Source organism: Enterobacter sp. E1, assembly GCF_016809815.1.
Lineage (GTDB): Bacteria > Pseudomonadota > Gammaproteobacteria > Enterobacterales > Enterobacteriaceae > Enterobacter > Enterobacter adelaidei.
The window spans coordinates 364,080-390,461 of record NZ_JAFBJM010000001.1; the positions used below are offsets into that span (position 1 = coordinate 364,080).

A 26,382-nucleotide genomic window follows, 5' to 3' on the forward strand; every position below is an offset into this window, starting at 1 on the left:
TCTTGCTCGCCCCTGAGAGATTTTATTATTCAAAGGGAATTCACTATGTCTTACGCTATTCACAACCAAAACCTGGCATTCAATGACAGCGCCATCGCGCAATATATGAATACCGATTTTATTGTCCTCGATATTTCATTATGCGTGGCGCTGGCACGCGAGCAATTCTTTGAGAAATTAAAAGATGATGATATTCCGTCGCATATTTTTATCGAAGATAATGGTCGCCTGGCGGGCATGATTGCGGTGCGCAAATTACTGCAGACCACCGATACGGTACAACCGGTGAGAGCGCTGATGATCTCGCAGTTTCTGCAGGTCAAACCGGAGGATGAACGCGCCGATGTCGCCGGCCTGCTGGCGCACGGTGGTGCGGATGTCGTGCCCGTGGTCACCCATGGAAAGCTGGTTGGCTGCCTCACCGAGCGCGAAATCGCGCATCTGCTGGAAGATGACGTCACCGAAGATGCTCAGCTTCAGGGGGCGACGCTGCCGCTGGAGAAACCCTATCTGGAAACCAGCGCCTTCAGTCTGTGGAAGAAACGCTCCGTCTGGTTGCTGCTGTTGTTTGTCGCAGAAGCTTACACCAGCTCGGTGATCCAGCATTTTGAAGAGGCGCTGGAATCCGCCATCGCACTGGCGTTCTTTATCCCGCTGCTGATTGGTACCGGTGGTAACAGCGGAACGCAGATCACCTCCACGCTGGTGCGCGCCATGGCGCTGGGGGAAGTGCATCTGCGTGATGTTGGCCGCGTGCTGCGTAAAGAGATGAGCACCTCGCTGATGATAGCCGCCACGCTCGGCCTGGCCGGGTGTATTCGTGCCTGGATGATGGGCATTGGGATGGAAATCACGCTCATCGTCAGTCTGACCCTGGTCTGCATTACGCTGTGGAGTGCGATTGTCTCGTCCGTCATTCCGATGGTGCTTAAGCGCTGTGGCATTGATCCGGCCGTCGTCTCCGCGCCGTTTATTGCCACGCTGATCGACGGTACCGGGCTGATTATCTACTTCAAGATCGCGCAATATACGCTGGGGCTGGAGTAATTTAACGCGCCTTGTCGTCCAGGCTAAGGCCGTTAATGTCTGCTTAAGTTATTTCTTCTATAACTCACCTTATAACCCTGTAAGGTGAGTTAAAAATGAAAAACAGCTATGCACGAAGCCAGATAATAATTCACTGGCTGGTCCTACTGGTGATTATCGTCGCCTATGCCACCATGAACCTGAAAGGGTTCGCACCGAAGGGAACACCCGCGCGAACCACTATGGGGCTGATCCACTACACGGCAGGGCTAAGCGTTCTGCTGCTGATGATCCTCAGAGTGGTGCTGAAGCTGCGAAACAGCGATCCGGATATTGTTCCTGCCCCGCCACGCTGGCAGGAGATTGCCTCAAAATCCCTTCACGGATTGATCTACCTGATGTTCATTTCACTTCCTCTGCTGGGCATGGCCTCTCTTTACTTCGGTCAGATTGAGTGGTCGTTTTTCGGGATCGCACTGCCCGTCGCGGCCACACCAGACGTGAACCTGCAACACGGGCTGAAAGAGGTCCATGAGATCGTCGCCAATGCCGGTTATTACCTGATTGGTCTGCACGCTGCCGCTGCGCTGTTTCACCATTACGTCATGCATGACAACACCCTGGAAAGGATGCTGCCCGCATTACGAACCCGGAAAAACACTAAATAGACGCCAGCGATGTGACCGCGAGCCCAAACGCCTCAATCGCCAGCGCGACATCTTCAGCCATCACCGACTCCGCCGGATGGTGGCTGATGCCCCCCTTGCAACGCACGAACAGCATCCCGACCGGCCAGCGCTCCGCCAGGGCGATGGTGTCATGCCCGGCACCGCTGGGCAGGGATAACGAGCGCCCTTGTACCGACTCAACGGCCTCCCCCAGCAGACGCTGCAAACGCGTATCGCACGGCGTGGCGGCGATGCGGTAAAACTCTTCGGCAGCAAAATGCATCCCGCGGCGGGCCGCTATCGACCGCGCCTGCAACAGCAGTTCACCGAGCAGCGCATCAAGCGGCGCATCCTGCGGGCCACGAATATCAAGCGAAAGCGCAACCTCGCCCGGGATCACGTTCACCGCACCGGGAAAACAGCGCAGCTCACCGACCGTCGCGACCAGATTACCGCCGTGTTGCAGAGTGGCGTTTTCAATCTGCACCATCCATTCAGCGGCCGCCGCCAGTGCGTCTTTGCGATGATTCATGGGTACGGTCCCGGCATGGCCGGCTTCACCGATAAAGCGACAGTTGAGGCGGCGTGCGCCGTTAATGGCTTCCACCACCCCCAGCGCCAGACCTTCCTGCTCCAGACACGGCCCCTGTTCGATATGCAACTCGAGACAGGCGCTGAAATCGTCCTGATGTCGTGCCGCCATTGCCACGCGTGAAGGATCGAGTCCTGCCTGCACCATCGCCTGCGCCACGCTGATGCCACCGGCATCGCACGTCTCCAGCCAGCCCTGCGGCCAGGTTCCCGTCAGACCACGGCTACCTAATAGCGTGATGCCAAAGCGGGTGCCTTCTTCGTCGCCAAAGCCAACAATCTCGATAGCCTGCGCCAGGCGAATCCCCTGCTGATGCAGACTGTCCACCACTTCGATGGCGGTGAGCACTCCAAGCATACCGTCGTAGCGCCCGGCATTGCGCACCGTGTCCAGGTGAGAACCGAGCAACACCGCCCGGGCGCCCTCTCGCTCGCCTTCGTAACGTCCGCAAATATTACCCACGCTGTCCTGCCAGACGGTCATCCCCGCCTGGCTCATCCACTGCCCAACCAGCTGGTTGGCCTGTAAATGCTGCGCGGAGAGATACACCCGTGTCAGCGCATCCGGGCTTTCGCTGATGGCGGCCAGCGCGTCGGCGCGCGCCATCACCCGTTCTGCCGCCGGGCTCATTCTGGCGTCTCACTGCGATAGTGATCCCACGCGGCCTGCATCGCCGCGCCCTGCGTAGTGGTAAATTTCAGGTAATTGAGTACCGACTCCAGCGCGCTCAGGGTGGTCATCACGCAGTCTTTACGCGCGTTGTAGCCCATAGTGCCAATGCGCCACACTTTGCCGTGCAGCGGGCCAAACGACGTGCCGATTTCAATCCCGAAATCCTCCAGCATCAGCTTGCGCACCCGATCGCCATTCACGCCCTGAGGGATCACCACCCCCAGCACGTTGTTCATCTTGTGCTGCAGGTCGCCGAAGGTTTCCAGCCCCATCGCCTGAATGCCTTTCAGCAGCGCATCGCCGTGCAGCTTGTGGCGAGCGATGCCGTTATCCAGCCCTTCCTGCAGGATCAGACGCGCGCATTCGCGGGCGCCGAACAGCGCGGTGGTCGCTTCGGTGTGGTGGTTGAGACGCTCTGGCCCCCAGTAGTCCATCACCATACCGAGATCGAAGTAGTTGGAGTAGATCATCTCCTCGTCGCCGTCGCGGTGGGCATCGGTACGAATGCCCTCCTCAACGCACTTGCGGCGGCGGATCGCCTCCTCCATTCGCGCGCTAAGGGTGATCGGCGATGTGCCCGACGGACCGCCGAGGCACTTCTGCATCCCTGCCGAGACCGCGTCCAGCCCCCAGGCGTCAGTCTCCAGCGCGTTACCGCCGAGCGAGGCCGTGGCATCGGTATAAAACAGCACGTCGTAACGGCGGCAGATGGCACCCAGCTCCGCGAGCGGCTGCAGCATGGTGGTGGAGGTATCGCCCTGCACGGTCAGCAGCAGGCGCGGGCGCACGCGTTTGATGGCATCTTCAACCTGGTCTGGGGTGAACACCTCGCCCCAGGGGACTTCGATGGTGTGTACCTCCGCGCGGCAGCGGCGGGCAATTTCGCACAGCAGATGACCGAAGCGGCCAAAGACCGGTACCAGCACTTTGTCCCCTGGAAGAATGGCTGACACCAGAATCGCTTCTATCCCCGCGCGGGATGTGCCGTCCACCAGCATCGTCCAGCGGTTTTCGGTGCGGAATACACCGCGATAGAGCGCCATCACCTCGTTCATGTAGTGGGTCATGGCCGGATCGTACTGGCCGATCAGCTGGCTCGACATGGCGCGCAACACGCGCGGGTCGGCGTTGATCGGGCCCGGCCCCATCAGCAGGCGCTGCGGCGGGTTGATTTGCGGAAATTGAGCGATGTCCATCTTTGTGTCCTTAGGTTAATTGAGGCCGCGCACGGAAGAGATGAACTGTTTCAGTTCTGTGGTCTGCGGGTTAGCAAACAGCGTTTTGCTGTCGCCCTGCTCCCAGACTTTCCCCTGGTGCATAAACACCACGCGGTCGCCCACTTCGCGGGCAAAATTCATTTCATGGGTAACAAGTATCAGCGTCATCCCTTCGGCCGCCAGTTGCTCCAGCACTTTGAGCACTTCGCCCACCAGCTCCGGGTCAAGCGAGGAGGTGATCTCGTCACAGAGTAAAACTTTAGGCGACATCGCCAGGGCGCGGGCAATCGCCACGCGCTGCTGCTGGCCCCCGGAGAGGCTCGACGGGTAGTAATCCAGACGGTCACCCAACCCGACTTTCTCCAGCATGCGCTGCGCCAGCTCCCGACATTCGGCGGCGCTTTTCTTCAGCACCCGACGCGGAGCGAGCATCACGTTTTCCAGCGCCGTCATGTGCGGGAACAGGTTGAAGCTCTGGAACACCATACCGACCGAGCGGCTGATTTCACGCGCCTGGGAATCCCGGTCGGTAATGGTCATGCCGCCGAGTTTAATGCTGCCGTCCTGATACCCTTCCAGACCGTTGATGCAGCGCAGCAACGTGCTTTTCCCCGACCCGCTGCGTCCGATAATCGAAATGACCTGGCCCATGTCGATATCCAGATCGACCCCCTTGAGCACGTGGTTATCGCCGTAGTACTTCTGCACCTGATTAATGGTGATGAGAGGCATTGAATTTCGTCTCCAGATAGCGGCTGTAGCGGGACAGCGGATAACACAGAATAAAGTAGCCCAGCGCCACCAGCGCAAAGACCTTAAACGGCTGGTACGTGACGTTAGTCAGCATCGTCCCGGTCTTGGTCAGCTCGATAAAGCCGATAATCGACGCCAGCGCAGTACCTTTGATCACCTGCACGGCAAAACCGACCGTTGGGGCGATGCCGATACGTAGCGCCTGCGGGGCGACCACGCGAAACAGCGTCTGGCCAAACGTCAGCCCGAGACAGCGCGACGCTTCCCACTGGCCTTTTGGCAGGGCGCGAATGCTGCCAAACCAGATATCGAGCAAAAAGGCACTGGTGTAGAACGTCAGCGCCAGCGAGGCGGCGGTCCACGGCGAAACGTCGATGCCGAACAGCGCCACGCCAAAGAAGGCCAGGAATAGCTGCATTAGCAGCGGCGTGCCCTGAAACAGCTCGATATAGCCGCGGATGATGCACCTGACCGTGCGTCCACCCGTGAGGCGCAGCAGCAGGAGCGGCAGCGTCACCACCGCCCCGCCGACAAACGCCACCAGCGACAGCAGCACCGTCCAGCGCCCGGCCAGCAGCAGGTTGCGAATAATGTCCCAGTCGGTAAAGGTGGTCATCATGCCTGCACCCCCAGCCATTTCCGTCCTGCCGCCATCATCAGCTGGCGCAGGGTAATCGACAGCGCTAAGTAAATGCCGGTTGTCACCAGGTAAACCTCAAAGCTCAAAAACGTACGGGACTGGATGAGGTTGGCGGCGAAGGTCAGCTCTTCATACGAGACCTGCGACACCACCGACGAGCCGAGCATTACGATAATGCACTGGCTCACCAGCGCCGGGTAAATGCGCTGCAGCGAAGGCGGCAACACCACGCGAATAAAGGTCTGCAGGCGGGTGAGCCCCAACACGCGTCCGGCCTCCCACTGCCCTTTCGGCGTGACCTGAATGCCTGCCCGGATAATCTCGGTGCTGTAGGCGCCAAGGTTCACCACCATCGCCAGCAGTGCCGCTTCCCCGGCGGTCATTTTCAACCCCAGATTAGGCAGGCCGAAAACGATAAAAAACAGCTGTACCACAAACGGCGTGTTACGAATAATCTCCACATAACCGCCCCAGATCCGGCTGAACCACGTCGCCCGCCCGCTGCGAATGGCCGCCCCAAAAATACCGATTGCCAGGCCGCCGAAAGTTGCCATAACGGTCAGTTGAATGGTGACCCACAACCCCGCCAGCAACTCCGGCCAGTGTGGCCAGAGTTCGGAGAAATGAAGTTGCTCTGTCATCGGCTCAGGCGCCAAGGTTTGCCGGCAGCGGAGCTTTCAGCCATTGCTCAGACAGGCCGTTCAGCGTGCCGTCTTTGATGCCTTGCTCAATCAGCGCATCCACTTTTGCTTTCAGCGCCGGTTCATTCTTTTTCAGCCCAATAAAGCACGGTGAGTCCTTCAGCATAAAGCTCGGTACCGGGGCTTTAGCCGCGTTCTGGCGGGAAATGGCCGCTACCACCAGGTTGCCGGTGGCCACATACTGCACCTGCCCGGAAAGGTAGGCAGACAGCGTGGTGTTGTTGTCTTCATAGCGTTTCACGTCAGCGTCTTTCGGTGCCAGGCTGGTCAGCACCATGTCCTCCACCGCCCCGCGCGTCACGCCGATGGTTTTTCCGCTCAGCGCGGCGGCATCTTTCAGCTCTGCCCCTTTCGGGCCAAACACGCCGAGGAAGAACGGTGCGTAGGCGCGGCTAAAATCGATCACCTTCTCGCGCTCCGGGTTTTTACCGAGGCTTGAAATGACCAGATCCACCTTATCGGTTTGCAGGTACGGCACGCGGTTGGCGCTGGTCACGGGTACCAGCTGTAGCTTGAGCTTCATCTGTTTAGCCAGATAACGCGCCATGTCGATGTCATACCCCTGCGGCTGCAGATCGGTCCCCACCGAGCCAAACGGCGGGAAATCCTGCGGAACGGCGATGCGGATGGTGCCGCGTTTCTCAATATCCTGAAGCTGGTCCGCCTTTGCGGGCAGTTGTGTGAAGAGACATACGGCCCCGGTCAGTGCAATCAACAGTTTTTTCATGGTGCTTCCCCGTAACGTTAACATGAAACAAAAGATTCTTTGAATGTGATTTTGCAACTAATGTGCCAGATAAGGCGAAGCGGGAAATATTCTTCTAAAGCCATATAAAACGGAGGCTGGTCGAAAAAACGCGTGTTTTCCCGACCCGCCAGATGCACCATTTAGATGCAAAGCACCAGCCTGATGCCCCATTATCGTTGTTCGAGTTCGTCCAGTTGCTGGTAGAGGGAGGCAATCTCGTGAATGCGCGGACGGCCTTTATCGAGAATCTCATGCAGGAAGGCATTCGCCAGCAGGTTGATCAGGCTGTTGACCGAGGAATAGCTGTCATAGGCCGAAACGCTGTCCAGCGGGGCGCAAAGCTGCCAGCTTGCCAGCGGAAACAGGCTGTGCGCCTGCGGCTCGCACATCAGCAGCACCGGAATTCCGCTTTGCTGAAGCTGCTGCATCAGCGGGCGGACAATACGCGGGCGACGGCGAAAAGCCATCATGATAACCAGGTCGTCAGCGGTTAAATCTACCAGCTCCTCGCTCAGGCTCTGCCCGGGCTGCGGCAGCACCAGCACCTGTCCGCGCGCCTGCAGCAGCTGCTGGCGGAGATGCAAGGCTGCCGGATAGGCGTTACGCATACCCATAATGATAATGCGCCGCGCTTTCACCATGCAGGCCATCGCCTCGGCAAACTGCTGCGCGTCGAGAGTATTGACCCACTGGGTCAGGTTCGCCATCTCCTGTTTATAGTGACGTGCCAGCAGCGTATTACCCTGCACCGCGTCACGGTTATCGGTAAGCGGCATCCCGCTCTGGCGCAGCGTGCGCAGTTCGTCGCGCATGTCCTTATATTTCTCATAGCCCAGACGCTTAAACAGGCGGCTCACGGTGGCTTTCGACACCCCGCTGAGCTGCGCCAGCTCAGCGCTGTTGTAGCTAATCAGGTCGTCAAAGTGATCGAAAATAAAATCCGCCACCCGCTGCTCCTGCGGCGACAGTGACGGGTATTGTGCTTTCAGACGTTCATCCAGTTGTTCCATAGCGCCTCTGTAACTTTTGTTTCATCACATTTTGCCTTTGATTCTACCTTTCATTATACGTGCCAGTTTACTGAAACTTTTCTTTCAGAACTGGAACAGCTTTTGCAGCACCTTGTGACTTTCAAAGTTACGAGGACGCTTCATGCAAAGTAATGTCTCCACGCACGGCATGGCCGTTGCACCCCACCATCTTGCCAGCCAGAGCGCGCTGGCAGTACTGCGCGAAGGCGGCAGTGCGATAGAAGCGATGGTCGCAGCGGCAGCCACCGTTGCCGTGGTTTACCCGCACATGAACGGGCTGGGTGGCGATGGCTTCTGGCTTATCGTGCCGCCGGAAGGCGATCCGATCGCCATTGACGCCAGCGGTGCGGCGGGTTCGCTGGCAACGCTCGCCGCCTACGACGGGCTGGCACATATTCCCCATCGCGGACCTCAGGCGGCGCTGACCGTCGCCGGAACGGTCAGCGGCTGGGACGAGGCGCTTAAGGTCTCGCGCGAGATGACCGGCAAGGCGCTGCCGCTGGCTCGCCTGCTGGCCGACGCCATTGATTACGCGCAGAATGGCACGCCGGTCACTGCCTCTCAGGCCAGCGCCACGGCCAGTAAATACGAGGAACTGAAAGAGATCCCAGGATTCGCGGAAACCTGGCTGGTGGACGGCAAACCGCCGCAGGTCGGGAGCCGTTTTTACCAGCCCGCCATGGCCTCAACGCTCAAACGCCTGGCAGAGGACGGTCTGGACAGCTTTTACCGCGGCCCGCTGGCAGAGTGCCTGGCGCGGGGAATGGCGAAACTGGGTCTGCCCGTTACGCTGGCCGATTTACACGCGCATGTCGCCCGGCGCACCACGCCGCTGCGCTTGCAGCATCAGCAGGGAGAAGTCTTTAACCTCGCCCCGCCGACGCAGGGGTTGGTTTCACTGGCGATACTCGGCATCACCGATCGCCTGAATATGGCGAAGGCCGACGACGCCGAAACCATTCACCGCATCGTTGAAGCCACCAAGCTGGCCTTTGGCCTGCGCGATGCCCACATCACCGACCCGCGTGAGCTGAAAACCGATATCCAGAGCCTGCTGGAACCCGCTGCCCTTCAGACGCTTGCCGGACACATTGACGACAGCCGCGCCGCACCGTGGGGCACCGGAAAAGGCCCCGGCGATACGGTGTGGATGGGGGTAATGGATAACAGCGGGCTTGCCGTGTCGTTTATCCAGAGTATTTATCACGAGTTCGGCAGCGGCGTGGTGCTACCCGATACCGGCATCGTCTGGCAGAACCGGGGCGCCTCTTTCAGCCTCGACCCCGAACATCTTCTGGCGCTTGCCCCTGGCAAACAGCCCTTCCATACCCTCAACCCGGCGGCGGCACGGCTGAACGACGGGCGCGTGATGGTCTACGGTTCGATGGGCGGAGACGGACAACCACAAACCCAGGCCACGCTCTTTACCCGCTACGTCGTTCAGGGCGTTCCGCTGCAGGAGAGCATCTCCCGCCCGCGCTGGCTGTTGGGACGCACCTGGGGACAAACCTCGGACACGTTAAAACTGGAAGGCCGCTTTACCGCTGAGACGGTTTCTCAGCTCCGGACGCTGGGTCATGAGGTGGAAATATTCCCTGACTTCAGTGAAGCCATGGGCCACGCGGGCGCGATTGTCCGCCACCCGAACGGCCTGTTCGAAGGGGCATTTGACCCGCGCAGCAACGGCGCGGCTGCCGGATTCTGAGGAGAAAACAATGACAACACAACAACCCGACTGGCACGCGTATCTGGCGCAAATGGAAACCGTGCTCGGCGTGACGCTGGACGCCCCCCGTCGCGCCGAACTGCAATTGCAGTTCAGCCGCATTGCCGCCATGGCCGCGCCGCTGATGGCGCTGCCGCTCGACGACCGTCTGGAGATTGCAGGAGTGTATAAAGCATGACGCTACACGAGATGAGTATCAGCGCGATCCAGCAGGCCCTGAGCGCGGGCGAGCTGAGCGCGAGAGAGATAGCCCGCCAGACGCTGGAGGCGATTACCCGCGTTAACCCGCAGATCAACGCCTGGACCGCCGTAACGGAAGAACGCATGCTGGCCGAGGCCGAAAATATTGACACCCTGCGCCGGGAAAAACGCCCGCTACCGCCGCTGGCAGGCGTGCCCTACGCGGTGAAAAACCTGTTTGACGTTGCCGGACACACCACGCTTGCAGGGGCGGAACTGTTCAGCCAGCGCCCTGCCGCTGCCGCAGACAGCTTTGCGGTGCGTCAGTTGCGCAGTGCCGGCGGGTTGCTGACCGGGATGGTTAATATGGATGCCTACGCCTACGGCTTTACCACTGAAAATAGCCACTACGGCGCGACGCATAACCCGCACGATCTGGCGCGCATTGCGGGGGGATCGTCAGGCGGATCTGCCGCCGCCGTTGCCGCCGGGCTGGTGCACTTTTCGCTCGGAACCGACACCAATGGCTCCATTCGCGTTCCGGCTTCCCTGTGCGGGATATATGGCCTGAAGCCCACTTTTGGCCGCTTATCGCGCTCCGGTAGCCATCCTTTTGTGGCAAGTCTGGACCATATCGGCCCGTTTGCCCGCCGCGTGAGCGATCTGGCGTCGGTATACGACGCGCTGCAAGGGCGGGATACCAGCGACGGTTTTCAGGCAGAAAGCTCGCGCGAACAGACGCGTCCCTTGCTCGATCGCGGGCTTGATGGTCTGCGCTGCGCCGTGCTTGGCGGCTATTTCACCACCTGGTGCGACGCGGACGCCCGCGACGCCGTAGCGCGGGTGGCAAAAGCGCTCGACGTGCAGGATGAACTGCATTTCCCGGATGCCGAACTGGCACGTTCCGCAGCGTTTATCATCAGCGCCTCCGAAGGAGGAAATCAGTACCTGCCCGCGCTTCGCGGCGAGCCTGAACGATTCGAACCACACTCGCGTGAGCGGCTGCTGGCCGGGGCGATGATCCCCTCCGCCTGGTACATCCAGGCCCAGCGTTTTCGCGCGCACGCCCGGCAGGCGTTCAAAACCTTATTCGCCCAGGCTGATATCCTTATCGCCCCGGCAACGCCACGCAGCGCCACGCTGATTGGCGAGCAATTCATGGAAATCAACGGTCAGCAGCTACCCGTACGCGCCAGCATGGGGATGCTGACGCAGCCGATTTCGTTTCTGGGTTTGCCCGTCACCACCGTTCCGCTACGCACCGCCGTAGGTGCGCCGATTGGCCTGCAGTTGATTGCCGCGCCGTTTAACGAGCAGGCCTGCCTGCGCGTGGCGCGGGTTCTGGAAGAGAGAGGAATAACCGATGCCCGTCCGGCGGAGAGTGCAGCATGATGAATCACGATGACATTAACCTCCCGTGGGTGGTTACAGAGGTGACAGCCGCGTTTTACCGCTATGAAGACGCGCTGGTGAGCAACAACATTGCGGTGCTGGACGAGCTGTTCTGGCACGATAAAAACACCGTGCGGCTGGGCGCCGGAGAAAACCTGTACGGCATTGAGGAAATCCGCGCCTTTCGCGCGGCACGTCCGTCCGCCGGGTTGCAGCGGACGTTGCGTCGCACCTTGATCACCACCTTCGGTGAAGATTACGCCGTGTGCAGCACCGAGTTTACCCGCGAAGGCACAGAACGCATTGGACGCCAGCAGCAGACGTGGGTGCGGTTTGCGTGTGGGTGGCGGATCGTGGCGGCACAGGTGAGTGTGATGTCGTAAGATAGCTGGCCGGGTAAGGCGTAACCGCCACCCGGCTAAACACGACACATTACTTCTGAAACGGATGCACTTCCCGCCAGTGGTCGGCAATCTGCTGACGGGTACAGACCCACACCCGCTCATGCTGCTGCACATAATCAAGAAAGCGCTGCAACGCGCGAAAACGCCCCGGACGCCCCAGCAGGCGGCAGTGCATGCCGATGGACATCATCTTCGGCGCGCTTTCCCCCTCTTCATACAGCACATCAAAGCTGTCCTTCAGATACGTATAAAACTGCTCGGCGGTGTTAAACCCCTGCGCGGTCGCGAAGCGCATGTCGTTCGCATCCAGCGTGTATGGCACAATCAGGTGTGGTTTACGGGTACCGTCGCCGCACGCCACTTCCGTCCAGAAGGGTAAATCATCGCCATAGTAGTCGCTGTCGTAGTCAAAACCACCGTGCTCCACCACCAGCTGACGCGTGTTAGGGCTGTCGCGTCCGGTGTACCAGCCGGTCGGCGGCTTGCCAAACAGATCGGTCAGCACATGCACCGCTTTCTGCAGATGTTCACGCTCCTGGCTGATGTCCATATTCTGATAATGGATCCAGCGCCAGCCGTGACTGACCACGTCGTAATCCGCCGCTTTGATCGCCTCAACGATCTCCGGGTGACGCGCCAGCGCCATCGCCACGCCAAAGACCGTCAGCGGCAGACCGCGCTTTTGAAATTCATTGTGGATCCGCCAGAACCCGGCGCGGCTGCCGTATTCGTAGAGGGAGTCCATGGACATATGTTTATCGGGGTAGCTGGCTGCACCGATGATATCCGACAGGAATTGCTCTGAACCGGCATCGCCGTGCAGAACGTGGTTTTCCGCCCCTTCTTCATAATTGAGCACAAACTGCACGGCGATGCGCGCCTGATTCGGCCACTGCGCGTGCGGCGGAGTACCTGCGTAGCCACGCAGATCCCGCGGGTAATCCTGTTCAAAAAGCCCCATTGCCACCCCCCAAAATTAAAATGGATTTAATGCCTGAAATTGTCCGCTTAACGTTTTGTTCTCGGGGAACGCCAGGTCCCCATACTTGCTGGTCGATAACCCCAGCGCTACCAGCGACTCCACCATTTTTACCGCCGCGCTGACGCCGTCGATGACCGGCACACGCAGCTCGCGCGTCAGCTCCTGCGCCAGCGTCGCCATACCTCCGCAGCCCAGCACAATGACCCCGCAGCCATCTTCTTTCAGTGCCTGTATACAACGCGCGCGCACTTTTTCCTGCGCCAGACCGCTGCCGTCTTCCAGCGCCAGCACCGGGAGATCGATGGCGTGCAGGGCTGCACAATGATCCTGGAAGCCATACTGGTGCAGCAGGTGACGGGCGATGATCAGCGTGCGCGGCAGCGTGGTGACAATAGAAAAGCGTGTCGCCACCAGCGTGGCCATATGCATGGCGGCTTCGGCAATGCCGACCACCGGCCCCTGCGCCAGCTCGCGCGCCGCCAGCAGGCCCGGATCGCCAAAGCAGGCAATCACGTGACCCGATACGCCCTGCTCTCTGCCTTTTTTGATCTGCTCAAGGACACCAACGGCGGCAATGGCCTCATCAAAATGGCCTTCTATCGACGGCACGCCTGCAGTCGGACAGACCGCGAGGATCTCCGTACCCGGCGAAGCCACCGCCCGGGCCGCCGCGCCGATGGTTTCCGTCATCGCGAGGCTGGTATTGGGGTTGATCACTTGTATACAGACAGACATTACGACTCCTTGTGGCCGGCAAACAGCCGGGCAAAATCAGGCAGGCACTCGCCCGCCCGCTCGAAGCAGAGGCTGGCGACGATATGTTCAAAATGGTGCATCAGGGCATCGCTTAGCGGCTGGAGCGCTTTCTGGCGCAGCAGCTCCACAAGCTGTTCGTGATCGTTACAGCGGCAACCCTGACGCCACGGCGCGCCCCAGGTGGCAATCACCAGCGACGAGCGCTGGCTCAGGCTGGTCACCATCTCCGTCAGCACCTGGTTGCCGGAGATGGCCTGCAGCTGAATGTGAAAATTGGCGGAATGGCGGATTGCCGCCGGGCCGTCGTACGCCTCGTGCGCCTGCTGCTCCTGACGAATAATGGCTTCCAGTGCCGCCAGATGTGGCGGCTGGCAGTGGGCCAGCACGTCCGGCAGGTTGGCGACCTCCAGCAGAGCACGTGTGCGAAAGATATGTTGCGCCTCTTCTACTGTCGGGCTGGCGACATGTGCACCACGTTTGGGCGTTAACGTGACCATTTGCACAGCCGCGAGTCGTTGCAGCACCTTGCGGATACCCGTGCGGCTCACGCCGAAGACCTCGGCCAGCGCTTCTTCCGGCAACTTACTCCCCGGCAGCAGCTGATGTTCGACAATCGCAGTCATCAACGCCTGAAAGATGGATTCGTCTTTGTCTTGCAGGTCTGGCGCGGCGTGCAGACTGTTTACGTTGTTCATTACCCACTCCACTTTTTACTTTTCGATATCGAATCGTATACATAAAAATAAAATATTGCATACAAGATTTATTATTTTGGCCTGGATCCTGCAATACCCGTTGCACTCCCACTTAACGGGTTTTCATTCACAGGAGCAGGTTTCATGCCAAACAGACAAAATACGCAGCAAGGTACGGCCGCTGATTCCGGTGCGGTTTACAGCCCACGGCTTTGCAATGAGGATCTGGCACCGACGCGTGACCAGAACTGGAGCTGGTACAACATCTTTTCTTTCTGGATGTCCGACGTTCACAGCATGGGGGGCTATGTAGTCGCCGCGAGCTTCTTTACGCTCGGGCTGGCAAGCTGGCAGGTGTTGCTCTGCCTGCTGGTGGGGATTTGCATTGTACAGCTGTGCGCCAACCTGGTGGCCAAACCGAGCCAGATGGCGGGCGTGCCCTATGCGGTGATCAGCCGTCAGGCGTTTGGCGTCTTCGGGGCGAACATTCCGGCGGTGATCCGCGGGCTTATCGCCTTCGCGTGGTACGGCATTCAGACCTATCTGGCCGCCAACGCCCTGATGCTGGTGGCGCTGAAGTTCTGGCCATCGCTCTCTTCGCTCACCACCGACGCGTTCCTCGGGTTGTCGCACCTGGGTTGGATCTGCTTTGCCATTATGTGGGTATTGCAGGCGATGGTCTTCTGGCACGGCATGAGCGCCATCAAGCGCTTTATTGATATCGCCGGTCCGGCGGTGTACGTGGTGATGCTGGCGTTGGCGGGCTGGATTGTATACAAGACCGGGTTCGACGGGATCTCCTTTACCCTTGCCAGCAAATCCCTGAGCGCGGGCGAGCAGACCTGGCAGATGATCACGGCGACCGCGCTGGTGGTCTCTTACTTCTCCGGCCCGCTGCTCAACTTTGGTGATTTCTCGCGTTACGGCAAAAGCATGGGTGAAATTCGCCGTGGAAACCGCTGGGGACTGCCGTTTAACTTCCTGCTGTTCTCCATCGTTACCGTGGTGATTGTCTCCGGCACCCAGTCGCTGTTTGGCCGCATGATCACCGACCCAATTGAAACCGTCAGCCGCGTGGGCAACGATCTGGCCGTGGCCATCGGTCTGCTGACGATGATCACCGCTACCATCGGGATCAACATCGTGGCGAACTTTGTCTCCCCGGCGTTTGATTTCTCTAACTGTTCGCCGCAGAAAATCAGCTTCCGCACCGGAGGGATGATTGCCGCCGTTGGTTCGATCCTGCTCACCCCGTGGAACCTGTTCAACTCTCCGGAGCTTATCCACTACACCCTGGACGTGCTCGGGGCATTTATCGGCCCGCTGTTCGGTATTCTGATTGCGGACTTCTACCTGATTAAGCGCGGGAAAGTCTCTGTGGACGATCTGTTCGACGACACGCCAAAAGGCAAATACTGGTATCGCAACGGCTTTAACCCGAAAGCCATCGCTGCGCTGCTTCCGTCCGTTGGCATAGGGCTGGTGATAAGCTTCATCCCGGCCCTGCACGAAGTGGCGAACTTTAGCTGGTTCATCGGCGTCTTCCTCGGTGGCGTGACCTACCGCTGGCTGGCTCGGGAAGAGCGCGAAGTGGCTGCTGCCCCGCAATTTAACTCCCGCGTGGCGACGCAAAAAGAGTAACCCTTCCTTCTGGCCGCAGGTTTCCTGCGGCCTTCCTCAAGCTGGCACCCTTTTTGCTCATTCTCATGACTCCGCTACGCAAACATAAAGGCAGGAACCATGATGGAATACCAGACAGCGATCCGCGGTGCATTTTTTGATATTGCCCAGGTCTGCGACAGTGCAGACGCTATCGCCCAACACGCACGCTATCTTGAGGACGGACTGCTGTTCATACAGAACGGTAAAATTCAGGCGCAGATGGCGTGGCAGGATGGCGAGCAGTATCTTGATCCTCACAAAGGCTACACCGACCTGCGCGGCAAACTGCTGATGCCCGGTTTTGTCGATACCCACGTCCATTATCCGCAAACGGAGATGATCGGCGCGTTTGGCGAGCAGCTACTGGAGTGGCTGACCACCTATACGTTCCCGGTGGAGAGCCAGTTTTCCGATGAGGTGTATGCGAAAGAGATTGCCGAATTTTTCATTAACCAGCTGGTGAGCCATGGCACCACTACCGCGCTGGTGTTTTGTACGCTGCATCCCGAATCGGTCGAGGCGCTGTTTACCGAAGCCCTGCGCCTCAACATGCGCCTTATCGCCGGCAAGGTGATGATGGACAGGAACACCCCGGACTATCTCAGCGAAGACGCCAAACAGAGCTACCGGCAGACGCGGGAGCTGATCCAGCGCTGGCACCACCGGGGACGGTTGGGGTATGCCATTACCCCGCGTTTTGCACCGACGTCTTCACCCGAGCTGCTCGCGGCGGTGAGTTTACTCAGAGAAGAGTTTCCGGATACGTGGATGCAGACCCATCTGAGCGAAAACCCGAATGAAGTAGCCTGGGTGAGCGATCTCTGGCCAGAGCACGAACGTTATCTGGACGTGTATCACCACTACGGCCTGACCGGCGAGCGCAGCGTGTTTGCCCACGGGATCCATCTGCATGAGAGCGAATGGCGCTGCCTGCATGAGACCGGCTCCGCTGTCGCATTTTGCCCCACCTCCAATCTGTTTCTCGGTAGCGGGCTGTTTCGCCTGCCCGCCTGCTGGCAGCACAAGGTGCGGATGGGCATCGGCACTGACGTAGGCGCAGGCACCACCTTCAGCATGCTGCGCACCCTGGGGGAAGCCTATAAAGTGGGTCAATTACAGAGCTATCGCCTGCGCGCCAGTGAAGCGTTTTATCACGCCACGCTGGGTGGCGCGCACGCGCTCAGGCTGGACGACAAGATTGGCAACTTCACACCGGGTAAAGAAGCCGATTTCATCGTGATTGACCCTGACGTGACGCCGTTACAACGCCTGCGCAATCGTCGCTGCAAAGATATCTACGAGCAGCTTTTCGTGCTGATGACTCTGGGCGACGAGCGCAATATCAGCGAGACCTGGGTCAACGGCGAGCGGGTCTGGTCAACTGCCCCGGTAGGTTGACCACCCACCGGGCGCAATCACAAACGGCAGATGGAAGTGCTCCTCTGCCGTTCCTCCCGTCACAAAATCAATTTGCGCACAGGGATAGAGGGTGTCGCGGCCAGTTTCGCGAAACCATTCACCGATCTCCGCCACCAGCCGATAGCGGCCTGCGGGCAGAAAGGGAACGAACGTGGTAATGCGCCCCTGCGCGTTGGTCACGTCCGTAGCCAGCGTTTTTCCTTCCTGTTGCAGATAAACCGTCACCCCCTGTGCCGGTTTTCCCGTCGAAATATCCAGAATATGCGTACTTAAGGTGCTCATTCGTTTATGACTCCTTCCAGCCGTAGTAGCGTGATTTCCCGCAGCTGTTCCAGCGCGACACGGACTTCCTGCGCATCGCTGTTCTCCAGCCGCGCGTGCAGCGCCTGTAAAATGTCCTCTCCGCTGCGGCCTTTGGCGCGGATCAGAAATACGCGTCCGAAACGGGCTTCATAACGGGCATTACCTTCGCGCAATGCCTGCGCAAGGGTTGCGTCGCGGTCATTCACCGCCCCCTGCTCCTGACGGGACAGCGCTGCCTCGGCCTGTGAACCGGTTAGTTTTTCCCCGATGCGCGGATGCGCGCTCAGGGCTTGCGCTAACGCCGCATCATCCCAGGTTTGCGCCTGTGCCGTGGCCGCGTTGAACAATGCCTCCCGGCTCGGGTAAGGCCGACCGCGAACCAACGCCTCGGCCCAGGCAGGAATGGCTACGCAGGGGCGTAGCAGTGCAAGAGCATCTTTGTCAGGAAGATGATTGAAGTCGTGCAGTGCGATCATAGTGGCTCCTTTATCACAATCCTTCTGGCTGTTGCACAAATCGCGCCACTTTTACCGCGCCAGCGCACCTTAGCAGTGCAACGTCACCTCTCACAATGCCCTTTTCGCCGCTCTGCAGCCTGGTACGCAAATTGCTCACTCTCATTACACCCTGCAAAAGGAGAGAAGCATGAGAGCAATCGTCATTGGCGCGGGTATTGGCGGCCTGAGCGCCGCCGTCGCGCTGAAGAAAGCGGGCATCGACTGTACCGTGTTTGAAGCCGTAAAAGAGATCAGGCCCGTCGGGGCGGCCATCTCCATCTGGCCTAATGGGGTGAAATGTATGCAGCACCTCGGCATGGGCGACATCATCGAGACCTACGGCGGTCCGATGCGTTTTATGGCCTACAAGGATTACCGACGCGGCGAGACCCTGACCCGCTTTAGCCTTGCCCCGCTGGTTGAGCGTACCGGAGGGCGTCCCTGCCCCGTCTCGCGCGCTGAACTCCAGCGCGAAATGCTGGACTTCTGGGGGCGCGACAAGGTTCGGTTTGGCAAGCGCGTCGAACATGTCAGTGAAGATGACGCTGGCGTCACGGTGACCTTCACCGATGGCACTACCGCAACCGGGGATTTCCTGATTGCCGCCGACGGCAGCCACTCGGCGGTTCGTCCGTACGTGCTGGGATATACGCCCGAGCGCCGCTATGCGGGCTACGTTAACTGGAACGGGCTGGTGAAGATTGATGAAGAGATTGCTCCCGCTCACCAGTGGACAACCTTCGTGGGGGAAGGCAAACGCGTGTCGTTGATGCCCGTCTCCGGCGGTCGTTTCTACTTCTTTTTTGATGTTCCGCTTCCCCTCGGGCTGGCAGAAGATCGCACGACGGTGCGGGCCGATCTCACCGGCTACTTCCGCGGCTGGGCGCCGCCGGTGCAGAAGCTCATCGCGGCGCTGGAACCTGAAACGACCAACCGCATCGAAATTCACGATATCGAACCGTTCGACAGCCTGGTACGCGGCAAGGTGGCGCTGCTCGGCGATGCCGGGCACAGCACCACGCCGGATATCGGCCAGGGCGGTTGCGCCGCCATGGAGGATGCAGTGGTGCTCGGGGACTGTCTGCGTGAAAACCATAACATCATGCTGGCACTGAGACAGTACGAAGCGCTGCGCTGCGACCGGGTTCGCGACCTGGTGCTAAAAGCCCGCAAACGCTGCGACGTCACCCACGGGAAAGATATGGCGCTGACGCAGGCCTGGTATCAGGAGCTCAAAGAGGAGACCGGAGAGCGCATCATCAAGGGTCTGTGCGACACCATTCAGGGCGGACCATTAGGCTGAACACAAGAGGGATAACGATGAAAATAGAACCGACTCCACCCGCCCATTGTACCTTTGAGCCTGAGGACTGGCTGCGCCTGGCGAAATGCTGGCACCCCGTCGCCCGAGCCTGCGACGTCGGCCCGGCACCGGTCAAAGCGACCCTGCTCGATGAACAGCTGGTGATTTACCGGATCCACGATCGGGTCGTGGTCGCCCGTGACGTTTGTCCTCACCGTGGCGTACCGCTGACGCTCGGCTTTCACGACGAGCACGGGATCATCTGCCCTTATCACGGTTTACGCTTTGGGGAAGATGGGCGCTGTAACCGCATTCCGTCCAGCCCCGACCAACCCGTTCCGGCGAAGCTGAACCTGATTAACTACGCTGTGGAGGAGCGCTTTGGGTTGATCTGGACCTGCCTGGCGTTTGACCCGGACAATCCTGCGCCGCTGCCCACCATGCCGCACTGGGATGACGACGGATTTCAGCAGATCAACTGCCCGGCGTTTGAGGTAAACGGCTTCGCCGGACGACAGGTGGAGGGCTTTCTGGACGTGGCGCACTTTGCGTGGATCCACACCGATACCTTTGCCGATCCCAATAATCAGCTTGTACCCGCCTATCAGCCGCAGGAGACGCCGTTCGGCTTCATGGCGGATTACTGGAGTTCTGTTAGTAACTATCCCGCCAGCTCGGACGTGCAGGCGCCGGAAGGGTTTCAGTGGCTACGCCATTTTGAAATGCATCTGCCGTTTACCGCCACCCTGACGATTCATTTTCCGGGAGAATCGAGGCTGGTGATCATGAATGCCGCGTCGCCCGTGTCATCACGCGTCACCCGCATGTTCGCCCCTATCGCGCGTAATTTTGACCTGCATATTCCGGTGGAAGATGTGCATGCCTTCAATCTGCGCATTTTTGAAGAGGATCGTCTGATGGTCGAAACTCAGCGCCCGGAAAGCCTGCCGCTGGACCTGACGCTGGAAGCCCATATTCCCGCAGATAAAAGCTCAATTGCCTACCGCCGTGGACTGAAAAAAATGGGCTTTGGCGAATTTTTCCTGGTATGACGGAGGCCGATATGTTGAGCGTGATTGTTGACGGGATTTGGCGTGAGGGCGACAAAAGCCTCGCCGTCAGGCTGGTGGCTGAAAACGGCGAAGCGCTGCCGGCATGGCAGCCCGGGGCGCATATTGACGTGCACCTGCCCTGCGGGGTGGTGCGCCAGTATTCCCTGACCGGGTCATGTCAGGACGAGAGCTATCTTATCTGCGTGGGCCGGGAAACCGCCTCGCGCGGCGGGTCGCGCTATGTGCACGATACGCTGCGTCCCGGACAGAAATTATTGATCTCTGCCCCACGCAACCTGTTTCCGCTTCTTCCGGCAGAACGGGTTTTGCTGCTGGCGGCGGGCATTGGCATTACGCCGCTGTATGCGATGGCCCTGCAGCTGAAGGCGGCCGGAATGCCATTTACGCTGCACTATTACGTCAGAAACCGCGAAAGCGCGGCGTTTGCGCGCGAACTCTCGCCGTTTGCTGAGTGCATCATTCATACCGCCAGCCCGCGCACAGTGCTGGCAGAGCATCTCCCGGCGGCTGAGGCGGGACTTCACGCCTGGATCTGCGGTCCGGCAGGATTCATGGAAAAAGTGCGGGAGGTCGCGACGGCGAAGGGTTGGGAGGACGCCCAACTTCACAGCGAGGCGTTCCAGCCTGTTGCCCCTCTCTCCTGCGGTGAAACGGGTGAGATTTTTACGGTCAAACTGGCCTCCACCGGCGAGCGCTGGCCGGTGCCAGCGGATAAAACTATCGCCCAGGTGTTACAGGCAAACGGCGTGGACGTGCCGCTGTCCTGTGAAATGGGGATCTGTGGGGCCTGCCTGACGCCGGTGATCGACGGCGTGGTGGATCACCGGGATAGCGTGCAGTCGGAAGCGGAAAAAAGCGCGGTAAATCAGCATGTGGCGCTGTGCTGTTCGCGGAGTCATTCCGGGGAGCTGGTGATCGGGTTGTAAAACGAAATAAATAGCCTCCGGCATAGCCGGAGGGTTTTCAAACAAGTCGTCCGGATAAGGGGTAATTAATATGACTGGCCTGCTCGCGCGCCAATGTCTCATCGCCCTGTAATCGCGCCGCCAGGGTAAAGGCGAAATCAAATACGTTACCCAGCCCGCGGCCGCACAGCAGATTGCCGTCTTCCACAACGTCGGCATCAACGTACATGCCATCGCTGACGGTTTTCCACAAATCGCCGGAACAGACATAGCGACGCCCCTTGAGCAGTCCGTTGCCGCTCAGCACGCGGGCGGCGGCGGAGCAAATCGGGCAGATATATTTGCCCGCTTCATCATGCCGCCGAATGAAGGCGATCGCCTCCGCACTTTTCCTCATGTTAACGCCGCCTTCCGGGCCGCCCGGTAACACCACGGCGTCAAAGGTCTGATCAACGCTGGCCTTCAGGGTGCTATCCGCCACCATCGAGATGGCGTGATAACTCACCACTTCGCAACTCTCGCCGCAGGCAATCGTCTGAACCGTAATATTCAGGCGGCGCAGGATATCGATAGTGACAATCGCTTCCCCCTCTTCAAAACCGGGGGCTAATAGCACGGCTACGCTTTTCATCTTGCTCTCCATGGCTTAAGGGTTACCAGTACGGATGCCAAATCTGTCGCAGCCGCGCCAGCAGCTCAAGATAGAAATAGTCCCCCCAGCTACAGCACTGATCGACGCCCTTACCGCTGCCCATATGATAAACCGAGTGCTGCAGCAGCCCTTCGGTCGGATCATCGTCACGAGCAAGGTAGTTATCGGTCAGCGACTGCGCAATGCGCAGCGCCATCTCTTCATAATACGCACGGTTTGCGTCGAGCGTCGGCAGCGCCTTGACCAGCTCCAGCAGGCCGCAGGCGGCAATCGCCGCCGCTGAACTGTCGCGCACGGCGTCGGTACCGAGCAGGGCCAGATCCCAGTGGCAAACATCATCTTCCGGCAGACGGTTGAGGAAGTAATGCGCCAGGCTGCGTGACAGCTCAACCATCTGCTTATCGCCGGTATGCTGATAGCTGAGCAGGAAGCCGTAAATGCCCCACGCCTGGCCGCGCGACCAGCACGAGGTATCGCTGTAGCCCTGATGGGTGTTGCCAAAGCGCGGCTCGCCCGTCTGCACATCCATATACCAGGTGTGATACGTCGAGGCATCTTCACGCACGATATAGTTCGCGGCCTGTCCGGCGTGAGCCGTCGCCGCTTGCGCGTAACGTGGGTCGCCGGTCTGTTCGCTGGCCCAGTACAGCAGCGGCAGGTTCATATTGCAGTCGATGATCATTCGCCCCTGCTGCTCCGGGTCGTTTAAATCACCCCACGCCTGAATAATATTGGCCGTCGGGTTAAAACGCTCCATCAGACGCTCGGCAGCCAGCAGCGCCGACTGGCGAGCGGCTTCGTTGCCGGTGAGCCGCCAGGCGCTGATGCAGGAGAGCGAATAGAGGAACCCGAGATCGTGCGTTGCGGTGTCGATACGCTGCTCAATGCGCCTGGCGAACGACGGTAAATAGCGCTCGGCAGCTTCGCGATAATGCGCTTTGCCGGTCATCTCCCAGGCCAGCCACAGCTGGCCTGGCCAAAAGCTGGTGGTCCACTCCACGTTATCGGTGCGCGGCCAGACCCCCTTCTCACAGGCTTCGCCGGGGAACTTATCGCCGAAGGCGACAATATTGTTGTCGATCTTGCGCGTTACGCGGGTTAAGGCCGCTTCCAGCTTCTGGCTCAGCGCCAGGCGATCAACCTGATGCAGTTCGATTGGCCGCAGCGCTTCGGTGATAACAGATTTGGTCATAACAACTCCTGAATTAATGTTTGGCCGGTTCAACCGTGGCGGTCTCTAAAGCCGGAGCAAAGGGGCGTGAGGAATCGCGCGTCGACTGGCAGCGCGACAGCGTAAAGGCGGAAATCAGCGTAAATATCAGGGCGCAGCAGCCCATCAGCAGATAGGTATGCTCAAAGCCTATCCTGTCGTACAGGTAGCCGGCAGGCGGAGCGACCACAATCGAGCCAACGTAAATCATCGCCTGGTAGCCCAGCAGGTACATCGTGGCGTTAACCCGACGATGGAAATGTTCGGCGATGTATTTGAAGACCGATATCAGCAGCAGCGCGATCTCGACGCCATAAAACGGTTTGATGATGGAGATAACAATCGGGTCGCTGGTCAATCCGGAGGCGATCAGCCGTGCTCCTACCACGCAGCCGCAGAACAGCAGGCCGCGCTTAGCGCCGTAGTGGTTCACCAGCCACGGGATAAACATCATCATTACGAACTCCATCCCCGACTGGACGGTGCTCAGGTAGCCGTACCAGGCATTTCCCTGCTCTTTGGTGGCGAAGAACGATACGAAGTAGCGCGGGAACTGCTGTTCGGCGATAAACATCATCCACGCCACCCCGGCGACGTAGAGGCTGAACATCCAGAATTTGCGGTTTTTCAGCAGCATCAACACATCGGCAAAAACGATCTTATTGGCGGAGATGACGCTGTTATTGCGCAGCTGCTCATCACCGATTTTGAGGCTAATCAGCACCAGCAGCATCAGTACCGAGGTACCGCTGCTGAGCAGAAAGTTGGCCAGCGGCGTGAAGTTAAACAACAGCCCGGAGACCGAAGCCGCCATCGCCCAGCCCAGCGAACCCCACATTCTGATGCGGCCAAACTCCAGCCCGTACAGGCGGCTAAAGCGGTCGGCGTAAGATTCAGACGCCGCCACGCCGGCGTACCAGCCCAGGCTCAGATACAGCGCGCCGATGATAATCCCCGCCATCGCATGGCTTTGCAGCAGCGGCTGATACACCAGCGCAAAGAACGGCGCCATCAGCGCAGAAATGGTGCAGACAAAATAGAGCAGCCACTTGCTCATGCCGATTTTGTCCATGATGTAGCCGTACACCGGCTTCAGGACCACCGCGAAGACGCCATTGATGGCGAACACGCTGCCGATGGTGATGCTATCCAGGCCCACTTTCTGGCTCAGCCACAGGGCGTACAGGCCAAAGCTGGATGACCACGTGAAAAAGTAAAGGAAAATAAAGGTACTCATTTTGCACTGTGCGGCGCGTACGGACGATGATGTGCTCATAGCGATGCCTCCTGGGCCAGAACGAGCGTCATTTCTTGTCGTGCCGTCACGAAGCGTACCGCATCATCGCTAATGATGGCCTGTGGACAGCGTTGCGGATCGAAGTCGGCGGCATTTCCCGCCCACACCGCGCTTATCAACACATGCTTACCGGGGTCGAGTTCGCCGCGCAGCAGCGGCACCGCCGCGCGCTCGGCGAACAACAGATTACTGTTTGGCGGCGTCAACACCGTCTCGCCGCGGCGGGCGTGCGGATGCAGACAGAAAATGGCTGATACATCCTGGGGATTGCGTAACCAGCAGGCGTTGTCGCTCTCGTGTACCTGCGGCTGCGGGCGGTTCGCCAGGCTAAAGCCACCCTCCGCGCAATCCAGCGCGCGCCGGGTATTGATACGATGGACGCGCAGTTGCCAGTCGCCCAGCGCCAGCAGCCAGCTCTCAATCACCACATCGCGCCACGGCAGCCAGATGCTGTAAATGGTGCCGTCTGCGGTGACCACGTGCTGGCATTCGCGGCGGCCACGCCAGTAGTTATCTTTTTCGGCCAGCAGCAGCATCGAATCGGGCGCGGCGTGGTTCAGGCCGTAGCGCCCGCGTTCGATGGTGAAGCCAAAGCGGGTGGAATAGGCAAATTTGCAGTATTTCGCTTCGGTATTGACGAAGTTGTTTAGCTCCAGCTGGCCGGAAGTCAGCATCCACAGGTGATCGGCCTGACGCACCACCACCTGATCCGCGTGGGCTATCGTGTGCTGGACGGGCAACGGCGGCAGCGGCAGCTCAGCCGCCTGCCAGAAGGCATCGCCCTCTTCTAATGCCAGCACCAGCAGGGTCTTCAGGCCCCAGTACGGCGAACCCGGCGCGTTGTAGTCTTCCGCCATCGCCAGGTTCGGGTAGCTGTAACCGACGCTGAGTACGCCGTCGCGGTCGAACATCGGCTGCTTCAGCCACCAGCGCAGATGACGCAGAACGATGCCCTTTATGACGCCGGGCGAAAAGACCTCCAGCCCGGCGAAGGCCGCCGCACTCCAGAACGCCGCCTCGGCAAAGCGGTAGGTCAGGCTCCGGCCAAACGGGATCGCCGCGCCGTCTTCGGCGAAGAAATGGATGAAGTCAGAGGAGAAACGCGCGGCCCGGTGACGCAGCGTTGCGCAACGCTTTGGATCGACATCGACCATGAGCTTCGCGTAAATCAGGCCATAGAAATGAAAGCCCATTGAGATGTAATAGTCGCGCGGCCGGCCCGGACCATCGGCGTACCAGCCATCGCCCAGATAGTAGTGCTCCATGGCAGCAAAATGATTTTCCAGCACCTGCGAGTTGGCCGGCATGCCGCAATAATGGAAGCCGACCTGCACCAGAATCGGAAAGAAGTGCCAGTTGTTATCGGGGATCTCCTGGGTCTCGCACTGCTTTAGCCAGCGCCATAAATTCTCTTTCTCGGTCTCAGAGAAGTGTGCCAGTACGGTATCGCCCGCCAGCGCCAGCAGCAGCCCGTAGGCCGCCATCTCGACGATTCGCTGATCGTAAGGCGCGACGTCGCCCCAGTAATCGGCATGTTGCGGATTGGTACCGTTTTTGATCGCCTGTAAATAAAAGGAGAAATGTTGCGGCTCACTGCCGCCAGCCAACAACGGCGTTACGCCCCACAGGAGACGGGAAAACGTTTCCATACTCGCGACCTGCTGGCCGTAGTGAGCGGTAAAGTTCGCTAAATCAATGCGGCTGGCGTCGTTTTTAAAGTAAGGCGCCACTGCGTTTAGCATATCGTTAACCAGCCGTAGCACCTCTTCACGACTTGTCAGTGGATTATCCAGATTAATATTTTCAGGTTGCACAGGGTCCTCCCGCATTACACGAGGGTAGAGATAACTTATTGTTATTAGGCTTTTTAAAGCCACG

General features: G+C 59.3%; 27 protein-coding genes. 11 read left to right on the forward strand and 16 right to left on the reverse strand.

The annotated features are described in order from the left end of the window. Positions 1–45: 45 nt before the first annotated feature. Both JGF26_RS01890 and cybB read left to right on the forward strand, forming a co-directional pair. Positions 46–1,047, forward strand: coding sequence for a magnesium transporter (locus JGF26_RS01890; protein ID WP_028019131.1), 1,002 nt, complete (start codon positions 46–48; stop codon positions 1,045–1,047). Positions 1,048–1,142: 95 nt separating this feature from the next. Then, positions 1,143–1,694: a cytochrome b561 gene (gene cybB, locus JGF26_RS01895; RefSeq protein WP_128348144.1), complete on the forward strand. Its 552-nt coding sequence runs from the start codon at positions 1,143–1,145 to the stop codon at positions 1,692–1,694. On the opposite strand, the gene hpxK is transcribed toward cybB, so the two are convergent. The 7 genes from hpxK to hpxU form a co-directional block, all read right to left on the reverse strand. Next, on the reverse strand, positions 1,687–2,916 hold the full coding sequence (gene hpxK, locus JGF26_RS01900; RefSeq protein WP_134707512.1) for an allantoate amidohydrolase: 1,230 nt from the start codon (positions 2,914–2,916) through the stop codon (positions 1,687–1,689). The two genes, cybB and hpxK, sit on opposite strands and share 8 nt — an antisense overlap. After that, complete coding sequence (locus JGF26_RS01905) at positions 2,913–4,154, reverse strand: alanine--glyoxylate aminotransferase family protein (protein WP_134707511.1); 1,242 nt, start codon at positions 4,152–4,154, stop codon at positions 2,913–2,915. The genes hpxK and JGF26_RS01905 overlap by 4 nt, the downstream gene beginning before the upstream one ends. Before the next feature lie 15 nt (positions 4,155–4,169). Further along, positions 4,170–4,907, reverse strand: a complete 738-nt coding sequence (locus tag JGF26_RS01910) for an amino acid ABC transporter ATP-binding protein (RefSeq protein ID WP_134707510.1) — start codon at positions 4,905–4,907, stop codon at positions 4,170–4,172. Beyond that, positions 4,888–5,544, reverse strand: a complete 657-nt coding sequence (locus JGF26_RS01915; protein ID WP_167587169.1) for an amino acid ABC transporter permease — start codon at positions 5,542–5,544, stop codon at positions 4,888–4,890. The genes JGF26_RS01910 and JGF26_RS01915 overlap by 20 nt, the downstream gene beginning before the upstream one ends. Next, positions 5,544–6,209, reverse strand: coding sequence for an amino acid ABC transporter permease (locus JGF26_RS01920; RefSeq protein ID WP_028019136.1), 666 nt, complete (start codon positions 6,207–6,209; stop codon positions 5,544–5,546). The genes JGF26_RS01915 and JGF26_RS01920 overlap by 1 nt, the downstream gene beginning before the upstream one ends. A 4-nt stretch (positions 6,210–6,213) precedes the next feature. After that, on the reverse strand, positions 6,214–6,996 hold the full coding sequence (locus tag JGF26_RS01925; RefSeq protein WP_028019137.1) for a transporter substrate-binding domain-containing protein: 783 nt from the start codon (positions 6,994–6,996) through the stop codon (positions 6,214–6,216). A 191-nt stretch (positions 6,997–7,187) separates the two neighbouring features. Continuing rightward, the gene (gene hpxU / locus JGF26_RS01930) at positions 7,188–8,027 is read right to left on the reverse strand and encodes a MurR/RpiR family transcriptional regulator HpxU (RefSeq protein WP_028019138.1); all 840 of its coding nucleotides are present in this window, start codon (positions 8,025–8,027) and stop codon (positions 7,188–7,190) included. 142 nt (positions 8,028–8,169) lie between these two features. Here hpxU and hpxW point away from each other — a divergent pair, with 142 nt between their 5' ends. Genes hpxW through hpxZ form a run of 4 tightly spaced genes read left to right on the forward strand, consistent with a single transcriptional unit; the run spans position 8,170 to position 11,729 of the window. Next, positions 8,170–9,753, forward strand: coding sequence for an oxamate amidohydrolase (hpxW, locus tag JGF26_RS01935; protein WP_134707509.1), 1,584 nt, complete (start codon positions 8,170–8,172; stop codon positions 9,751–9,753). A 10-nt stretch (positions 9,754–9,763) separates the two neighbouring features. After that, positions 9,764–9,952: an oxalurate catabolism protein HpxX gene (hpxX, locus tag JGF26_RS01940; RefSeq protein WP_028019140.1), complete on the forward strand. Its 189-nt coding sequence runs from the start codon at positions 9,764–9,766 to the stop codon at positions 9,950–9,952. Next, complete coding sequence (locus JGF26_RS01945; protein WP_108090271.1) at positions 9,949–11,346, forward strand: AtzE family amidohydrolase; 1,398 nt, start codon at positions 9,949–9,951, stop codon at positions 11,344–11,346. Before hpxX ends, JGF26_RS01945 begins: the two co-directional genes overlap by 4 nt. After that, positions 11,343–11,729: an oxalurate catabolism protein HpxZ gene (gene hpxZ / locus JGF26_RS01950; protein ID WP_108090272.1), complete on the forward strand. Its 387-nt coding sequence runs from the start codon at positions 11,343–11,345 to the stop codon at positions 11,727–11,729. Before JGF26_RS01945 ends, hpxZ begins: the two co-directional genes overlap by 4 nt. Before the next feature lie 49 nt (positions 11,730–11,778). Here the strand turns inward: hpxZ and puuE are convergent, their stop codons facing one another. The 3 genes from puuE to JGF26_RS01965 are packed head-to-tail and all read right to left on the reverse strand — an operon-like array spanning position 11,779 to position 14,183. After that, complete coding sequence (gene puuE / locus JGF26_RS01955) at positions 11,779–12,711, reverse strand: allantoinase PuuE (RefSeq protein WP_028019146.1); 933 nt, start codon at positions 12,709–12,711, stop codon at positions 11,779–11,781. A 15-nt stretch (positions 12,712–12,726) separates the two neighbouring features. Then, the gene (hpxA, locus tag JGF26_RS01960) at positions 12,727–13,467 is read right to left on the reverse strand and encodes an allantoin racemase (RefSeq protein ID WP_134707508.1); all 741 of its coding nucleotides are present in this window, start codon (positions 13,465–13,467) and stop codon (positions 12,727–12,729) included. Then, complete coding sequence (locus JGF26_RS01965) at positions 13,467–14,183, reverse strand: GntR family transcriptional regulator (protein ID WP_049008408.1); 717 nt, start codon at positions 14,181–14,183, stop codon at positions 13,467–13,469. Before JGF26_RS01965 ends, hpxA begins: the two co-directional genes overlap by 1 nt. Before the next feature lie 144 nt (positions 14,184–14,327). Between JGF26_RS01965 and JGF26_RS01970 the strand changes: the two genes are divergently transcribed. Together JGF26_RS01970 and guaD are read left to right on the forward strand one after the other, a co-directional pair. Next, positions 14,328–15,824 (forward strand): NCS1 family nucleobase:cation symporter-1, encoded by a 1,497-nt coding sequence (locus tag JGF26_RS01970; protein ID WP_134707507.1) that lies wholly within the window; start codon positions 14,328–14,330, stop codon positions 15,822–15,824. Between the two features lie 102 nt (positions 15,825–15,926). Beyond that, on the forward strand, positions 15,927–17,243 hold the full coding sequence (gene guaD, locus JGF26_RS01975; RefSeq protein ID WP_134707642.1) for a guanine deaminase: 1,317 nt from the start codon (positions 15,927–15,929) through the stop codon (positions 17,241–17,243). Here the strand turns inward: guaD and uraH are convergent. Together uraH and uraD are read right to left on the reverse strand one after the other, a co-directional pair. Beyond that, the gene (uraH, locus tag JGF26_RS01980; RefSeq protein WP_028019151.1) at positions 17,223–17,546 is read right to left on the reverse strand and encodes a hydroxyisourate hydrolase; all 324 of its coding nucleotides are present in this window, start codon (positions 17,544–17,546) and stop codon (positions 17,223–17,225) included. The genes guaD and uraH overlap by 21 nt on opposite strands. Beyond that, on the reverse strand, positions 17,543–18,043 hold the full coding sequence (gene uraD, locus JGF26_RS01985; protein ID WP_134707506.1) for a 2-oxo-4-hydroxy-4-carboxy-5-ureidoimidazoline decarboxylase: 501 nt from the start codon (positions 18,041–18,043) through the stop codon (positions 17,543–17,545). The genes uraH and uraD overlap by 4 nt, the downstream gene beginning before the upstream one ends. A gap of 169 nt (positions 18,044–18,212) precedes the next feature. Between uraD and hpxO the strand changes: the two genes are divergently transcribed. The 3 genes from hpxO to JGF26_RS02000 are packed head-to-tail and all read left to right on the forward strand — an operon-like array spanning position 18,213 to position 21,366. After that, positions 18,213–19,367, forward strand: coding sequence for an FAD-dependent urate hydroxylase HpxO (hpxO, locus tag JGF26_RS01990; protein WP_108090277.1), 1,155 nt, complete (start codon positions 18,213–18,215; stop codon positions 19,365–19,367). 17 nt (positions 19,368–19,384) lie between these two features. After that, positions 19,385–20,419 carry a molybdenum cofactor-independent xanthine hydroxylase subunit HpxD gene (gene hpxD, locus JGF26_RS01995; RefSeq protein ID WP_108090278.1) on the forward strand — a complete coding sequence of 345 codons (1,035 nt, stop codon included), beginning with the start codon at positions 19,385–19,387 and terminating at the stop codon, positions 20,417–20,419. An 11-nt stretch (positions 20,420–20,430) separates the two neighbouring features. Continuing rightward, complete coding sequence (locus JGF26_RS02000; protein ID WP_134707505.1) at positions 20,431–21,366, forward strand: PDR/VanB family oxidoreductase; 936 nt, start codon at positions 20,431–20,433, stop codon at positions 21,364–21,366. A 37-nt stretch (positions 21,367–21,403) separates the two neighbouring features. Here JGF26_RS02000 and JGF26_RS02005 read toward each other — a convergent pair whose 3' ends face one another. Genes JGF26_RS02005 through JGF26_RS02020 form a run of 4 tightly spaced genes read right to left on the reverse strand, consistent with a single transcriptional unit; the run spans position 21,404 to position 26,318 of the window. Beyond that, entirely contained in the window at positions 21,404–21,976 is a 573-nt protein-coding gene (locus JGF26_RS02005) for a DJ-1/PfpI family protein (protein WP_108090280.1), read from the reverse strand. Positions 21,977–21,998: 22 nt separating this feature from the next. Further along, positions 21,999–23,189: a glycoside hydrolase family 88 protein gene (locus JGF26_RS02010; protein WP_134707504.1), complete on the reverse strand. Its 1,191-nt coding sequence runs from the start codon at positions 23,187–23,189 to the stop codon at positions 21,999–22,001. Between the two features lie 13 nt (positions 23,190–23,202). Then, a complete protein-coding gene (locus JGF26_RS02015) occupies positions 23,203–24,483 on the reverse strand; it encodes an oligosaccharide MFS transporter (protein ID WP_108090282.1) in 1,281 nt (426 codons plus the stop codon). Continuing rightward, the gene (locus tag JGF26_RS02020; RefSeq protein WP_108090283.1) at positions 24,480–26,318 is read right to left on the reverse strand and encodes a DUF2264 domain-containing protein; all 1,839 of its coding nucleotides are present in this window, start codon (positions 26,316–26,318) and stop codon (positions 24,480–24,482) included. Before JGF26_RS02020 ends, JGF26_RS02015 begins: the two co-directional genes overlap by 4 nt. Between the last annotated feature and the right edge of the window lie 64 nt (positions 26,319–26,382).